At 73.0% G+C, this 15799-nt stretch carries 12 protein-coding genes and 1 pseudogene; 9 read left to right on the forward strand and 4 right to left on the reverse strand.

Annotated features, from left to right (window positions below; all coding sequences use genetic code 11):
* Positions 1-120: 120 nt before the first annotated feature.
* Positions 121-465: pseudogene (locus tag ACQXVK_RS07735) on the forward strand (NUDIX domain-containing protein); the annotation flags it as partial.
* Positions 466-617: 152 nt separating this feature from the next.
* Positions 618-2633, forward strand: coding sequence for a carboxypeptidase regulatory-like domain-containing protein (locus ACQXVK_RS07740; protein ID WP_430853203.1), 2016 nt, complete (start codon positions 618-620; stop codon positions 2631-2633).
* Between the two features lie 600 nt (positions 2634-3233).
* Here the strand turns inward: ACQXVK_RS07740 and ACQXVK_RS07745 are convergent.
* Together ACQXVK_RS07745 and ACQXVK_RS07750 are read right to left on the reverse strand one after the other, a co-directional pair.
* Complete coding sequence (locus tag ACQXVK_RS07745; protein ID WP_430853204.1) at positions 3234-4595, reverse strand: MFS transporter; 1362 nt, start codon at positions 4593-4595, stop codon at positions 3234-3236.
* A gap of 233 nt (positions 4596-4828) precedes the next feature.
* Positions 4829-5413: a hypothetical protein gene (locus ACQXVK_RS07750; protein ID WP_430853205.1), complete on the reverse strand. Its 585-nt coding sequence runs from the start codon at positions 5411-5413 to the stop codon at positions 4829-4831.
* Positions 5414-6138: 725 nt separating this feature from the next.
* Between ACQXVK_RS07750 and ACQXVK_RS07755 the strand changes: the two genes are divergently transcribed.
* The gene (locus ACQXVK_RS07755) at positions 6139-6342 is read left to right on the forward strand and encodes a hypothetical protein (protein WP_430853206.1); all 204 of its coding nucleotides are present in this window, start codon (positions 6139-6141) and stop codon (positions 6340-6342) included.
* A gap of 42 nt (positions 6343-6384) precedes the next feature.
* Here ACQXVK_RS07755 and ACQXVK_RS07760 read toward each other — a convergent pair whose 3' ends face one another.
* Together ACQXVK_RS07760 and ACQXVK_RS07765 are read right to left on the reverse strand one after the other, a co-directional pair.
* Positions 6385-7122, reverse strand: a complete 738-nt coding sequence (locus ACQXVK_RS07760) for a YidC/Oxa1 family membrane protein insertase (protein ID WP_430853207.1) — start codon at positions 7120-7122, stop codon at positions 6385-6387.
* Positions 7123-7182: 60 nt separating this feature from the next.
* A complete protein-coding gene (locus tag ACQXVK_RS07765) occupies positions 7183-7467 on the reverse strand; it encodes a DUF6412 domain-containing protein (protein WP_022907502.1) in 285 nt (94 codons plus the stop codon).
* Between the two features lie 67 nt (positions 7468-7534).
* Between ACQXVK_RS07765 and ybaK the strand changes: the two genes are divergently transcribed.
* The 6 genes from ybaK (at position 7535) to ACQXVK_RS07795 (ending at position 15787) form a co-directional block, all read left to right on the forward strand.
* Complete coding sequence (gene ybaK, locus ACQXVK_RS07770; RefSeq protein ID WP_402262886.1) at positions 7535-8020, forward strand: Cys-tRNA(Pro) deacylase; 486 nt, start codon at positions 7535-7537, stop codon at positions 8018-8020.
* A 95-nt stretch (positions 8021-8115) separates the two neighbouring features.
* On the forward strand, positions 8116-10710 hold the full coding sequence (locus ACQXVK_RS07775; RefSeq protein WP_430853208.1) for an ATP-dependent Clp protease ATP-binding subunit: 2595 nt from the start codon (positions 8116-8118) through the stop codon (positions 10708-10710).
* Positions 10711-11317: 607 nt separating this feature from the next.
* The gene (locus ACQXVK_RS07780; protein WP_402262892.1) at positions 11318-11551 is read left to right on the forward strand and encodes a hypothetical protein; all 234 of its coding nucleotides are present in this window, start codon (positions 11318-11320) and stop codon (positions 11549-11551) included.
* Between the two features lie 787 nt (positions 11552-12338).
* Positions 12339-12881, forward strand: coding sequence for an adenine phosphoribosyltransferase (locus ACQXVK_RS07785; protein WP_022907327.1), 543 nt, complete (start codon positions 12339-12341; stop codon positions 12879-12881).
* Between the two features lie 318 nt (positions 12882-13199).
* A complete protein-coding gene (thrS, locus tag ACQXVK_RS07790) occupies positions 13200-15134 on the forward strand; it encodes a threonine--tRNA ligase (RefSeq protein WP_430853435.1) in 1935 nt (644 codons plus the stop codon).
* Entirely contained in the window at positions 15134-15787 is a 654-nt protein-coding gene (locus ACQXVK_RS07795) for an HIT family protein (RefSeq protein ID WP_430853209.1), read from the forward strand. The genes thrS and ACQXVK_RS07795 overlap by 1 nt, the downstream gene beginning before the upstream one ends.
* Positions 15788-15799 lie beyond the last annotated feature (12 nt).

Genomic DNA, 15799 nt, shown 5'->3' on the forward strand with positions numbered 1-15799 from the left:
AGCGTCGCGCTCGTGGTGCTGAGCGCGGGACTCCTGCTGTACCGGACGGACGACGTCGGCGTGCAGGTCTGGATCGCGCACATGGGCGGACCGTTCTAGCGGAACCGACCACGCGCGTGGTCCATCCCGAAGGGGCTCGTCGAGGGGGACGAGGACCCGCTCGAGACCGCCCGCCGCGAGTTCGCCGAGGAGATCGGGGTCGCCGCGCCCGACGGCCCCGTCACGGACCTGGGCGAGGTGCGCCAGGCGTCCGGCAAGCGTGTGCGGGTGTTCGCGGTCGCGGCCCCCGCGTTCACGGTCGACCGGGTGCGGTCGAACACGGCGTGGATCGAACTGCCGCGGGGATCCGGCCGGTACGTCGAGGTGCCGGAGGTCGACGACGCACGGTGGGTGCCGGTCGACGAGGCGCGCACGATGCTCGTCGCGGGGCAGGTCGCCGCGCTCGACCGGCTGGCGGAGGGGTGACCCGCGCCGGACACCGGTCGACGGTCACCTGTCCCGGTCACGGCATCGTGTGGACGGTCTTCGCGCTCCCTGGATAGCCTGAGGAGACGTCGAGACACCGACGTCTGGCTCAGGGACCAGGTCAGCACGAGCAGGGGAGCACGATGCGGCGCTTGCGCACCGTCACGGCGGCACTGACCGCCCTCGCACTCGGAGGGGGACTCGCGCTCGTCGGCGCGTCGTCAGCCTCCGCCGAACCGGCCGGACACTGGGGGACCTTCACCCTCGCCGGCCAGACCAAGGCCTACACCGGCACCGTCAGCATGCCTGGCTTCCCGGAGACCACCTTCACGTCGAACTCGCGGCAGTCGACCGTCGTGAGCGGCAACTCCACCTGGCAGGGACCGAACACCGGCCCGGGCGCGGCGTACGGGTCGAGTCGTGGCAACACGTACCTCAACCAGCGACCGCTCGCCGACGCGGCCGGCCAGCCGTCGGTCACCACGTACACCTTCGCCGAGCCGACGCCCGGTGCGAGCAGCTGGTCCTTCGTGCTCGGCGACGTCGATGCCGACCGTGCGACGATCTCGGCCGTCACCCAGGCCGGTGCCGCCGCGACCGCTACCGACCTCGGGTTCCAGAGCGTCTACAACTCGTGCTCGGCGACGTCGCCCGGTGGCTGGTCGTGCCCGGCGGACCCGGACGGGTCGACCGGTCGAGACGTCCCGACCTGGGACCCGGCGACGCTGACGCTCACCGGCAACGCCGGGTCGGTGGACACCGCGGGCGCGACCGCCTGGTTCACGCCGACGACCCCGCTGACGAGCCTGACGATCACCTACGAGCGCCGGAGCGGGTTCCCCGTCTACCAGACCTGGTTCGCGAACCGTACCGCCGCGATCACCGGTACGGCCACGCTCGACGGCACGCCCATTCCCGGGGCGACGGTCACCGTGACGGCGCCGCGCGGCACCGTGTACACGACGACGACCGACGCCGAGGGGGAGTACGCGTTCCCCGAGCTCCCCGTCATCAACGGCTACACGGTGTCGATCACCGCGCCGCCCGGAGCCAACGGTGCATCGACGGCGACGGACGTCTCGTTGAACGGCGTCCCGGGCGGCGCGGACCAGGTGCGCGACTTCACGTTCACGTCCCCCGACGGGACCACCGCGGTGATCGGACAGGTCGTCGACGACGCGGGCAACCCCGCAGCCGACGTGCCCGTGGTCATCACCGACCCGAACGCGACCGACCCGATCGAGACGGTCACGAACGAGGACGGCTACTACACCGCGTCGGGCCTGACGCCGAACACGGCGGTCACCGTCGCGGTCGACGGTGCCGACCCGGTCACGGTCACGACGGGTGCAGCCACTCCCACGGCACCCACGCGAGCCGGGCCGATCGTCACCACAGCCGTCGCGAGCGTCGGTGGGGTGGTGCGTCTCGACGGCGCACCGCAGGCGAACGTGACCATCGACCTGCTCGACGCGTCGGGCACGGTCGTCGACACGACGGTCACCGGAGCCGACGGCTCCTACTCGTTCACGACGGTCGGTGGCACCTACACGGTCCGCTCGGCACTGCCGACGCCCGACGCGACGGGCGCAGCGACGAGCACCGCGGTGACGCTGGTCGGCGGGGGCGCGGACCAGACCCGCGACTTCGCCTTCACCACGCCCGCGGCGCCGGTACCGGTCACCACCAGCGCGAGCGGTCGGGTCGTGGACACGAACGGTGCTCCCGTGGCCGGGCGCACCGTGACGGCGACGCCGGACGAGGCAGACTCGGGCGCGCCCGTGACGGCCACGACCGACGCCGAAGGCCGCTACACGCTCGACGGACTCGCCCCGTCGACCGACTACACCGTGTCGGTCACCGGGAGCGACGCGACGATCGGGTTCACGTCCGGCCTCGACGACACCGACGTGGTGACCGTCGACGACCTCGTCGTGGCAGCCGCCGCGACGCCGACCGCCTCCCCGGTGCCCACGGCGAACCCCGTCCCGACGACCGCGCCGGTCGCCGCGACGGGATCCGGCCCGACGAGCGGCGCCCTCGCCTACACGGGCGCCGACCTGACGCCGGGGCTCATCGCCGCGGGCGTGCTCGTGCTGCTCGGCGGAGGGCTCCTGACGTTCCGCGCGGCGCGCAACCGTCGCCGGACGTCGCACCTCCAGGACTAACCGCACACGCGAGGGGCGGGGCCGGCGCTGCCGGTCCCGCCCCTCGTCGTCTCGTGCGCGGCGCGCCGGCACGTGCCGTGCCGTGCCGTGCCGTGCGGTGCGAGGTTGCTCGCTCGGTGCCCGCCTGTCGCGCCGCACCCAGCCGTCAGCGTCGCACCGGGTGACGGACACTGCACCGTGCGGAGTTGGCCGAGTGCCGCAAGCCCCCGATCAGCCTCACGCCGACGCAGCATTGGGCGCTCGGCACCGTGCCGGATACGCCAGCCCGTGCGAGATTGCTCGCTCCATGCCCGCCTGTAGCGCCGCACCCAGCCATCAACGCCGCACCGAGTTACCGACACCGCACCGTGCGGAACTGGCCGGGTGCCAGACGCCCGCCGACCGGCCTCGTACCGGACCAGCACCGACGCTCGGCACCGTGCCGGATCCGCCACCCCGTGCGAGGTTGCTCGCTCCGTGCCCGCCTGTAGCGCCGCACCCAGCCGTCAACACCGCACCGAGTGACCGACACCGCACCGTGCGCCGCGCCGGACGGCCGGCTCGACCAGCGCCCCCGCGCCCCCGCGCCCCCGCGCCCCCGCGCCCCCGCGTCTCAGCGCCTCAGCGCCCGCGCCGCGTCGGCACCGAGCCCGTGGCCACCGCGACCGACCCCGTGAGGGTCTGGATCGCCCGCGACACCACCGGCACCGAGGTCGTGACCACCTGGAGCGACGACGTGATGGCCTCGATGGACGACGTCGACAGGTGCTCCTGGTTGTGCGTGTGCACCGGGAAGCCCCGACGCGCCGCGATCACGACGCCGAGGGACCCGACCAGCACGGCGGCGCCGGCGAACGGCATGAACTGCAGGCCGACGACGCCGAGTGCCTGGCCGCCGATGGCGGCCCCTCCGGCGATGCCGATGTTCGACGCACCGTTGACGAGGGCGCCCGCGATGTCGGGGGAGACACCGCCGGTCCGGATTGCCGCCGCCATGAACAGCGTGCCCGTGGTGCCGTTGGCGGCCATCCACACGCCGGCGACGACCATGGTGCCGAGCAGCGACCCGTGCACGAACGGCAGCACCGCGAACGCCGCGGCCATCACGGCGACGGCTGCGATGAGGGTCTGCCGCGGTGCCCGGTCGACGAACATCCCGGCGAGCCAGAGCCCGACGACACCCGTGCCGCCGAGGACGAGCAACGCCCCGCTGACCATGTCGGCGTCGAGCCCGGCGTCGACCGCGTAGGGCCCGATGTACGTGTAGACGACGTAGTGCCCGGCGAAGAGCAGCAGGTCGGCGACCACGACGGAGAGCAGGCCGGTGCGAGCCCAGGCCTTCGGCGAGCCGATGTGCGGCGAGGAGGCCCCGCGGACGCTCGGCAGGAACAGGAGCGCGACCACGGCGAGCACCGCTGCGGCGACCGCGACGGCCCCGACGGCCGGGCGCCACCCGATGGACTGCGCGACCCAGGTCGCCACGGGCACGCCGATGACGAAGCCGAGCGAGCTCCCGGAGTACACGAAGGCGATCGCACGACCGGCGAGCCGCGGCGGGACGATGCGCGTGGCGTACGCCGAGGCGACCGAGAAGAACAGCGCGTGGGCGACACCGCCGACGACCCGGCCGGCGCACACGACGGCGAATGACGGCGCGAGGGCGATCATCACGTTCGACACCGTGTAGCCGATGAGCGTCGCCACGAGGACGGTCTTGCGCGGGAGCCGGGCGGTGAGCGAGGTCAGCGGGAGCGCGAGGATCGCCACCGCGGCGGCGTACACCGTGACGACGATGCCCATGGTCGACTCGGAGACGCCGAGGTCGGCGCTCATGGTGCCGAGCAGCCCGACGGGCATGAGCTCGGTCGTGATCGCGAAGAACGTCGCGAGACCGAGCACGGCGATGCCCACGACGGACTGCGTGGTGACGGTGATCGGCCGCGTGTTCGTCGACACGGCCGAGGTGGTGGTGTGGGTGGACACGCTGCTGACCTCCTCCGGGGAACGGCGGAGCGCGCGTCGGTGTCGACGTGACGACGACCGGACCGGACGGTGCCGGCCGACGATGCGCGCTCGCTGTGGTGTGTGGGTTGTGGGTACGACTCCACGGCGAGTGCGCTCTTCCAGTGTTGCACGGTGCACCGATGAGATGCGAGAGCCTTCGCCGAGAAAGTCCTAGGAGCGCTCCAACGCCTGTGGCGCCCAGGCATTCCCGGTCAGTTCTCGTTCGTCACCGTGCCCTGCACACCGCCGCCCCGGAGGTTCAGCGTCAGCGTCCCGCTCATCGACTGCGCGGACAGTGACACCGACCCGTGCAGCGCGTCCTGGCGCGGGTAGCACGCCGAGGTCGACTCCAACCGGTTCGCCGTCGCGACGAGGCAGATCGTGGAGCGGTCGGTCCCGACGCCCGCCCAGACGCTCCAGGGCGTCTCGAACGAGCCCCCGTCGAGCGCTCGGTTCGTGAAGATGAGCCGGGTCGTCCGGAGCGTCACCGGCGCCTCGACCGGACCGGGCAGCTGGTCCGCGTAGGTCTGCGGCATGTCCAACAGGTCCTCGAGCGTGATGGTCCCGGCGCTCGGCGTCACGCTCGGCGCCGCCGCGGGGTCCGGTCGGGAGGTCCCGACGACGGTCCCGGCGGCGAACGCGACGCCGACCGCGGCGGCGACCCCGAGACCGACCCACACACGCGGGCGCGTCGTCCCGATCAGGCGCGTGATCCGTTCGCGCACGGCGCGGGTGCGGTCCTGGAGGCGCGGCGCACCCCCGCCGCCGACGCCCGCCCCCGCCTCGTGGCCGGGCATCGTGCGTCCATCCGGACCACCCGTCCCGTCGCCAGGGGCGCCGGTGGCGCCGGTGGCGCCGTCGCCGCCGTCGACGTCGGCCGACACGTCCGCGTCGGCCCGGCGCACCGCCGAAGCGGCTGCGTCCGGCACAGCGCCGACGGCCCCGGGACCGACCGGTGTCACACCGGACGGTCCCGGGGTGGATGCGGACCCCGGAGCCGGGGCCGGAGCCGTGGTACCGACCGGTGCGGCACCGGACGCCCAGGCGGTCGATGCGGAACCGGCAGCCGGGGCCGTCGCACCGGGAGCTCGGGACGCGTCGCCGCCGGCCGCGGCCGCCGCTGCCCCCGACGAACCCGCGAGGGGCCGTGTGCCGCCGGTGCCGAGTGAGGCCCGAGCCGCGCGTCCGAGGCTGCCGTCGCCCGCGGCACCGGACGGCACCGAGGACGGACCGGCGGCAGACGGCGTCGGACGCGACCGCGTCGTGGACGGTACCGGCGGGGTGACGCCAGCCGCGCCTCCTGGACCGCGCCGTGGGGCGCCGAGCCGTTGCAGGGCGATCCTCGCGGCGGCCGCGTCGGCCTCGGACACGCCACCACCCCATGCGAGCGACTCGAGCCGTGCTCGTTCTGCTGCCACGTCGTCGTCGGCCATGCGCACTCCCGGTCGGTCGCACTGTCCGCCCATCGTCCCACCGGCGGCGTGCGGGCGCGCACCCAGTTCGCGGGGCGTAGACGGGGAGCATGAGCGACAAGCACGATCCCGACCCCGAGACCCTCGAGCCGCTGAGCCACGACACGCAGTCCGGCGAGGCCGACTACGTCGCGACGAGCCCCGGGGGGACCGGCACCGAGCGCCACGTGCCCCTGCCGGAGCAGGAGCAGGGTCGCGGCACCGAGTACGACCCCGTCGACCAGGGTCCGCAGCAGGAGGGCCAGGGCGGCTGACACCCGGCGACGCGGCCGAGGGCCGACGAACGGTGCCCGCCGTCAGGCCAGGACGCGCCGCAGCACCGCCCGCTCCCCGAGGGTCCACACGGCGCTCGTGACGACGTAGAGGGCTGCCGCGAGCGGTGCGATCGCCGCGAACACGACCGTGACGAAGGGCGCCCAACGCCCGATCGCCGCCGTCGCACCGGCACCGGGCACCGAGGCGTCCGCGACGGCTGCCGGGTTCCACCGCAGGTTCGCGCGGCGGGTGAGCTCGACCACGATGGCGAGCACGGCGAGCAGGAGCACCACGACCCAGGCGTGCGCCCACAGCGGCGAGGTCACGACGACGACGAACGAGTGCCCGAGCGGCACCCCCGCGAGGGTCGCCGAGAGCAGGGTGTTCACCGTGCCGTCGATCGAGGCGTGCGTGAACAGCGTGTAGACGAGCGAGAGGACCGGCGCCTGGGCGAGGACCGGCAGGCAGCCGGCGAGCGGCGAGACCTTCTCGTGCGTGTAGAGCTCCTGCATCGCGCGCCGGAGCCGCTCGGCGTCCTTCGCGTGGCGCTGTCGCAGCGCCGCGATCTGCGGAGCGAGGCGACGGCGGTCCCGTTCCGCGCGCACCTGCAGCACCGCGAGCGGGACGAGCACGGCGCGGACGGCCAGGGTGAGCAGCACGACGGCGATCGCGGCGGCGAGTCCGCCGAGCGTGGGGGAGAGTGCCGCGGTGGTGGCGGCGAGGAGGTCGGCGCCGCCGTGCAGCAGCGGCCCGACGAGGGGCAGGGTGGTGAGGTCCATGACGTTCCGATCGGTTCGGTGGGAGTGGGTCGCAAGTGCGGCCCGGCCACCGATCGGTGGTCAGGCCGGTGCGACGGCTCCCGGGGCCCGCGGTCGCGCGTGCCCGTCGGCGTCGGGATGACTCCAGGCGATCCGCGTCACGAGGTCGGCCGGGGCGCGCGACGGCACCGCCGACCGCGCCGGCACGAGGCCGACCACGATCGCGAGGACGGCCGCCACGAGGACCGCGACCGCCACGGCCGTGAGCCCGAGCGCCACGACGGCGACGAGCGGGACGGCGCCGACCGAGGGGTCGCCGAGGACGAGCGCGGCGGTGCAGCGCAGGACGAGCTCGACGATGGTCATGGTCCGTTCAGGGTAACCCCCGCGCGCCGTCGCGGGGGAAGTGCCTGGTCACGGCAGGATCGTGCCCATGACCGCAGGTTCGCCGAGCACCCCAGCGACCGTCGCCCTCGAGCAGGCGGGGGTCGCGTACACCCCGCATGTGTACGAGCACCACGAGACCGCCACCAACTTCGGCGAGGAGGCGGCTGCCGCGCTCGGACTCCGCGAGGAGCAGGTGTTCAAGACCCTGGTGGTGTCGGTCGACGGTGCCCTCGCGGTGGCGATCGTCCCGGTGGCGAACCGACTGGACCTCAAGGCCATCGCGGCGGCCGTCGGCGGGAAGAAGGCGACCCTCGCGGACCCGGCACTCGCGGAGCGGCGCACGGGCTACGTCGTCGGCGGCATCAGCCCGGTGGGTCAGAAGACGAAGCTGCCGACCGTGGTGGACGAGTCGGCGCTCTCCTACCCGAGCATCTTCGTGTCGGGCGGCCGGCGGGGCTTCGACATCGAGGTGGCCCCGGCCGACCTCGTGCGGGTCACGGACGCCACCGCGGCGCCGATCGCACGGACCTGAGCCGGGTCACCGCAAGTTTCTCCGCCGACCGGGAATGAGCCGGTCCCTCCTGCGTTGCATTGAGTCGAAGGCACTCAAGTTCCCAGGAGGTCCCTTTGCCAGCAACGTTCGGCCCGACCGGCGGCAACGACTCGTTCGACGAGTTCCTCGCCCGTCTGCTCGCGGCACAGGAGACCGGCGCCCAGCGATCCGTCCCGCTGGGACGCCCGGTCGACATCACGCGACTGCTCAGCCGTCGCACCCACGAGCTGCTCCAGCGCACCGCCGAGTACGCGGCCGCGCAGGGCCAGCGCGAGATCGACGCCCTGCACGTCCTGCACGTGCTCGTGCGCACCGACCCGTTCACCGCCGTGCTCCGGCACGCCGGTGTCGACCCCGAGCGCTTCGCCGACGAGGTCGAGCAGCGCCTGCCGATGGCCCGCGAGCCCCAGGAGCAGCCCGACCTTCGGCCGGCCCTGACCGGCACCGCCCAGCGCATCCTGCTCGAGGCCACCCAGGCCGCCCGCGGGTTCGGCAGCACGTACACCGACCCCGAGCACGTCTTCTTCGCGCTCGTCATGGACCAGGACACCGTCACCGGGCAGCTGCTCGCGAGCGCCGGCGTCACCCCGCAGGTCATGCAGGAGTACGCGGCGGAGGCCGCAGCCGCCGCCAGGGAGGGGCGCACGATGCCCACGACCACGGACCAGACCACCGACACCGCGAGCGACACCCCGACGCTCGACCAGTTCGGCACCGACCTCACCGAGCGGGCCCGCGACGGCCGCATCGACCCGGTGATCGGCCGCGCGGACGAGATCGAGCAGACCGTCGAGATCCTGCTCCGTCGCACCAAGAACAACCCCGTCCTCATCGGCGAGCCCGGCGTCGGCAAGACCGCCATCGTCGAGGGACTCGCGCAGCGCATCGCCGACGGCGACGTGCCCGTGCTGCTCCAGAGCAAGCGGGTCGTCGCGCTGGACCTCGCTGGCATGCTCTCCGGCACCCGCTACCGCGGCGACTTCGAGGAGCGCCTCACGACGGCGATGGACGAGATCGCGGCGCACGCCGACGAGCTCATCGTGTTCGTCGACGAGCTGCACACCGTGGTCGGCGCCGGCGGTGGCGGCGAGGGCGGTTCGATGGACGCCGGCAACATCCTCAAGCCCCGGCTGGCCCGCGGCGATCTGCACCTGGTCGGCGCGACCACGCTGAACGAGTACCGCCGGATCGAGAAGGACGCCGCACTCGAGCGTCGCTTCCAGCCGGTCACGGTGGGGGAGCCGAGCGTCGAGGACGCCGTCGCGATCCTCACCGGCCTCGCACCGCGCTACGAGGAGCACCACGGCGTCACCTACACGCCCGACGCCCTCCGCGCCGCGGTCGAGCTGTCCCACCGCTACGTCACCGACCGGCACCTGCCGGACAAGGCCATCGACCTCGTCGACCAGGCCGGTGCGCGCCGTCGGCTCGCCCTGTCCGGGGACGTCGACGTCGAGGCACTGCGCGCCGAGGTCGCCACGCTCGTGGCGTCGAAGGACGCGGCGGTCGCCGAGGAGCACTACGAGGAGGCGTCGCGCCTGCGCGACGAGATCGACGGACTGGAGGCGCGGATCACCGCCGCCGGTCAGGCCGACGCTGGTCGCGCCTCCGGTCCGGAGACCGTGGGCACCTCGATCACGGAGGAGGACATCGCAGCCGTCGTGTCGCGTGCCACCGGGATCCCGGCGACCCGCCTGACGCAGGGCGACCGCTCCCGGCTCGCTGCGCTCGAGGACGAGCTCCACGAGCGCGTCGTCGGCCAGGACGACGCCGTGCGGGCGATCGCCACCGCGGTGCGGCGCAGCCGGACCGGCATGGGCGACCCCCGTCGTCCGGTGGGCAGCTTCCTGTTCCTCGGTCCGACGGGTGTCGGCAAGACCGAACTCGCGAAGGCGTTGGCCGGGTCGCTGTTCGGCGACGAGTCGGCGATGCTGCGGTTCGACATGAGCGAGTTCGGCGAGCGGCACACCGTCTCGCGACTGGTCGGCGCCCCTCCCGGGTACGTCGGCTACGACGAGGCCGGGCAGCTCACCGAGCGCGTCCGTCGGAACCCGTACTCGGTCGTGCTGCTCGACGAGGTCGAGAAGGCGCACCCGGACGTGTTCAACCTGCTGCTGCAGGTCCTCGACGACGGTCGTCTCACGGACGGCCAGGGTCGCACGGTGGACTTCCGGAACACGGTCGTCATCATGACGTCGAACATCGGCTCCGAGTTCCTCGCGTCGCGCTCCGGTGCGCTCGGCTTCGCGCCGGTCGGGTCCGGGGACGGGTACGCCGAGGAGGACCTGCACGCCCGGGTCATGGGCAAGCTGCGTGAGGCGATGCGGCCGGAGTTCATCAACCGCATCGACGAGATCGTGCTGTTCCGGAAGCTCGACCGCTCGCAGATCGAGTCGATCGTGTCGCTGCTGCTCGAGGACACGGCGCTCCGGCTCGTCGCGCAGGGCATGACCCTGACGGTGACGGACGCCGCGGTGGCGTGGCTCGCCGAGCACGGCTACGAGCCAGAGTACGGCGCCCGCCCGCTCCGGCGCCTGATCCAGCGCGAGGTCGACGACCGCATCGCGAGCCTCGTGGTGGACGAGGCCGTGACGGGCGGCGACACCGTCCGGATCGACGTGGTCGACGGGGCGCTCGAGGCCTCGGTCGCGGTCCCCGCGGCGGTCTAGTCCGGTCTGGTCCGCTCTGCGCCGGGACGCCCCGGCACCCCTCGTGGTGCCGGGGCGTCCTTCGTGTCCGGATGTCCGTGGTGCCGGTGCGTCCGAACGGTTCGGGAATACAATTCCGGACGAATTCCCGGAAAAGGGTTGCGCGGGGAATAGCGGTGTGGATAGTGTTCACGAGCAGCAATCACCGCGTCAGCACGAGACCGAGAGGGGGCCTGACCATGATGTTCACCGCAACGACTCCGTTCCGTGGAATCCGTACGTCCGGCGGCACCCCGATCCGGGTCCGCTGACACGGAGCGTCCCACACCAGCCGCATCTCCGACCGGCCCGTCCGCGCTGAGGTCTCCTCGCCGCACGGTGCCGATCCAGCCGTCCTTTGCGCTCGTCCGACACCCTCGTGGTGCCTCGGTCCGAGCGCGCCGGATGGTCGTCGTGGACGTCGGTGGTCGGTGCGACGCTCCCACCATCGGTAGTCATTCCTGACCGCACTCGTCGTGCATTCTTCGACGGCGTGCGGAATGCATTCTCGCGCATTCATCTCTCTGCCCGCGTTCCGGGCAGCACTGCCATGCCCTGGCAGTCGTCATCACGCCTGAAAGGCACCACCTTGTCAACGAAGACCGTCATCCGCCCTCCCGATACCCGCGCGGTGCGCCGTCGGGTCTCACTGTCCGACCGCATCGCGCTCCGCGTCGGGCTGTCCCTGATCATCTGGAGCCGCCGGACGCACCACGTCCGTCATTCCGTCGACCTCGAGACGCGCCGGCGTCTCGAGCAGGAGCGGGCTGCCCGCGAGGCCGCCTGGCTCCTGCAGGTCGGCCTGCAGAACCGCTGGCGCTGAGCGCCGCGCGGTTGCTCCGCGCACGGCGCGGGGTGCAGCGCGGCGGCTCCGCCGCACCGTGCGCCCTGCGTCACCCGGTGCGGCGCGGCAGCTCCCGCTGCAGCGCGGCGGCTCCGCCGCACCGTGCGCCCTGCGTCAGCCGGTGCCGCGCTGACCGCTCGGTGCGAGGTTGTAACCCCGCACCGAGCGGTCGCGCCCGCACCGGCCGGCGACCGCCGCACCGTGCGCCCTGCGTCACCCGGTGCGGCGCTGCCCGCTCGGTGCGAGGTTGTAACCCCGCACCGAACGGTCGCGCTCGCACCGGCCGGCGTCCGCCGCATCGTGCGGTGCGTCCGCGGCCCGCCGCACCCAGCACGGCGCGCTTGCTGCACCGTGCGCCCTACGTCACCCCGTGCGGCGCTGCACGCTCGGTGCGAGGTTCTATCCCCGCACCGAGCGGTCGCGCCCGCACCAGCCGGCGACCGCAGCACCGTGCCGTGCGGCCGCGGCCCGCACGACCAGGCACAACGCGCTTGCTGCACCGTGCGTCCCACGTCATCCGGTGCGGCGCCGATCGCTCGGTGCGAGGTTGTAAACCCGCACCGAGCGATCGCGCCCGCACCAGCCGGCGTCCGCCGCACGGTGCGGCACGGCCGCGACCCGCACGGCGCGGCGCACTCGCACCCGCACCAGCACGAGCACCAGCGCGCCAACCTCGCACCGTGCGACGAGCACGCACGCGAGCCCGGCCACCTCGGGACGGGCCGCGCGTGACGGAGGTGCCCCGCGCCTCCCGTACCGTTGTCGGGTGACCGAAACCGCAGCTGCCCTCGTCGAACGCCTCACCGCCGTCGTGCCGGACTTCCCCTCGCCCGGGATCCTGTTCCGCGACGTCACGCCGGTGTTCTCGGACGCCGTCGCGTTCGGCCGGGTGTGCGAAGCACTCGCGGCGCCGTTCGCGATCGGCGACGGCTTCGCGGCGGTCGCCGGCATCGAGGCCCGGGGCTTCGCCCTCGCGGGCGGGATCGCCGCACAGCACCAGGTCGGTGTCCTGACCGTGCGCAAGGCGGGCAAGCTGCCGGGCGAGGTCCTCAGCGAGCAGTACGCGCTCGAGTACGGCGAGGCCGAGCTCGAGCTGCGACCGGGGCAGCTGCCGGCGGGGACGCGGGTGCTCGTGGTCGACGACGTCCTCGCGACCGGTGGGACGGCCGCCGCGACCGTGACCCTGCTCGAGCGCGCCGGGTACGAGGCGATCGGCTTCGCCGCCCTGCTCGAGCTGGACGGACTGGCCGGCCGCGAACGCCTCGAGCCGCGCCTGCCCGTGCAGACCCTCGGCGCCGTCCCGGCCTGACCGGCCAGCGGACGGGCCGGCCTGACCGGCCAGCGGACGGGCCGGCCTGACCGGCCAGCGGACGGCCCGGCCTGGTCCGCCAGCGGACGGCCCGGCCTGGTCCGCCAGCGGACGGCCCGGCCTGGTCCGCCAGCAAACGGACCGTCCAGCGGACGGACCGGCCTGAGCCGCCAGCGGACCGCCCGCGCACTAGTCTTGATCCACCCCATCCAACCGAGGAGTCCCATCATCGTGACCGAGTCAGTCGCACCCGAGCCCGCAGACCTTCCCCAGGCACCCGAGCCCCGCACCGCGACGACGACCACGACGGGCACCGAGCTGTTCGACGGCGTCCGCGGCGTCGTGGCGATCCGGGTCGCCGGCGTGCTCAAGGACCTCGCGGCCGAGGTGCACGACGGCGACGTCGTCGAGCCGGTCACCCTCGACGAGCAGGACGGCCTCGACATCCTGCGCCACTCGGCCGCGCACGTGCTCGCGCAGGCCGTGCAGCAGATCAACCCCGACGCCAAGCTCGGCATCGGCCCGCCCGTCAGCGACGGCTACTACTACGACTTCGACGTCGCCGAGCCCTTCACACCGGAGGACCTCAAGGCGATCGAGAAGAACATGGATCGCATCATCCGCCAGGCCCAGCGCTTCCGTCGCGTGGTCGTCACCGACGACGAGGCCCGCGAGCGCATGGCGGGGGAGCCCTACAAGCAGGAGCTCATCGGCCTCAAGGGCGCTGCCGAGGCCGGCGACTCCGGCGAGAGCGTCGAGGTCGGCGCCGGCGAGCTGACGGTCTACGAGAACGTCGACCCGAAGACGGGCGAGGTGCTCTGGCAGGACCTCTGCCGCGGTCCGCACCTGCCGCACACCCGGATCATCGGCAACGCGTCGAAGCTCATGCGCGTCGCCGCGGCGTACTGGCGCGGCTCCGAGAAGAACCCGCAGCTCCAGCGCATCTACGGCACCGCCTGGCCGGACAAGGACCAGCTCAAGGCGTACCTCGTCCGCCTGGAAGAGGCTGCCAAGCGCGACCACCGCAAGCTCGGTGCCGAGCTCGACCTGTTCTCCTTCCCCGACGAGATCGGCTCCGGCCTCGCGATCTTCCACCCGAAGGGCGGCATCATCCGCCGCGAGATGGAGGACTACTCGCGCCGTCGGCACGAGCAGGAGGGCTACTCGTTCGTCTACACGCCCCACATCACCAAGGGCGACCTCTTCGAACAGTCCGGGCACCTCGGCTGGTACCGGGACGGCATGTTCCCGCCCATGCACATGGACGAGGCACGCGACGAGGACGGCAACGTCACCCGCCAGGGCGCCGACTACTACCTCAAGCCGATGAACTGCCCGATGCACATCCTCGCGTACCGCTCGCAGGCCCGGTCGTACCGCGACCTGCCGCTGCGGATGTTCGAGTTCGGCACCGTGTACCGCAACGAGAAGTCCGGCGTGATCCACGGCCTCACCCGTGTGCGCGGCCTCACGCAGGACGACGCCCACATCTTCACCACGCAGGAGAAGATGAAGGAGGAGCTCACCACGACCCTCCAGTTCGTCCTGTCGCTGCTCCGCGACTACGGGCTGAACGACTTCTACCTCGAGCTGTCGACGAAGGACCCCGAGAAGTACGTCGGCGACGACGACGTCTGGGACGTCGCGACCGACACCCTGCGCGAGGTCGCCGAGGAGTCCGGACTCGAACTCGTCCCGGACCCCGCCGGCGCGGCCTTCTACGGCCCGAAGATCTCGGTGCAGGCCCGCGACGCGATCGGCCGGACGTGGCAGATGTCGACCGTGCAGCTCGACTTCAACCTGCCGGAGCGCTTCGACCTCGAGTACGCGGCGGCGGACGGCACGCGTCAGCGTCCGGTGATGATCCACCGCGCCCTCTTCGGTTCGATCGAGCGGTTCTTCGGCGTCCTCACCGAGCACTACGCCGGCGCCTTCCCGGCGTGGCTCGCGCCGGTCCAGGTCGTCGCGATCCCGGTCGCGGCCGAGTACGGCGACTACCTCGACGAGGTCGTCGCGAAGCTCCGTGCGCACGGCGTCCGCGCCGAGGTCGACCACTCGGACGACCGCATGCAGAAGAAGATCCGCACGCACACGAAGCAGAAGGTGCCGTTCCAGCTCATCGCGGGCGGCGACGACCGCGACGCCGGCGCGGTGTCGTTCCGCTTCCGCGACGGCCGTCAGGACAACGGCGTGCCGGTGGACGAGGCGGTCGAGCGCATCCTCACCGCCATCCGCGAGCGCGCGCAGGTCTGATGACCCGGCCAGGAGGCACGGATCCCGTCCGGGGGACCGGTCACGTCGACGACGTGGCCGGCCCCACGGCCGTGCCCACCGCGACCGGGTCGGCCGACGACCCGCTCGTGATCCGCGACGCCGCGACCGGCGCCGCGGTGCCGGACGCGTTCCAGCGCCTCTGGAACCCGCACCGGATGGCGTACATCGACGCCGGCCGCGAGGGGAAGGGCCGCGGACACGACGACGACTGCCCGTTCTGCGAGGCCCCGCACAAGTCCGACGAGGACGGCCTCATCGTCGCCCGTGGCGAGCACGCCTACGTCCTCCTCAACCTCTTCCCGTACAACAACGGGCACCTGCTCGTCTGCCCGTACCGCCACGTCCCGCTCTACGACGAGGCGACGCCGGACGAACTCCGCGAGATCGGCGAGCTCACCCAGACGGCGATGCGGGTCCTGCGTGCCGTGTCGCACTGCGACGGCTTCAACATCGGGATGAACCAGGGCGAGGTCGCGGGGGCCGGGGTGGCCGGCCACCTGCACCAGCACATCGTCCCGCGGTGGCAGTCCGACGCGAACTTCTTCCCGATCATCGCGCGGACGAAGTCGATGTCCCAGCTGCTCGGCGAGACCCGCCGACTCGTCGCCGACGGGTGGCCGTCGGAGCACTAGACTGTCGGCATC

This window comes from Curtobacterium sp. AB451 (genome assembly GCF_050585845.1).
Taxonomy (GTDB): Bacteria; Actinomycetota; Actinomycetes; order Actinomycetales; family Microbacteriaceae; genus Curtobacterium.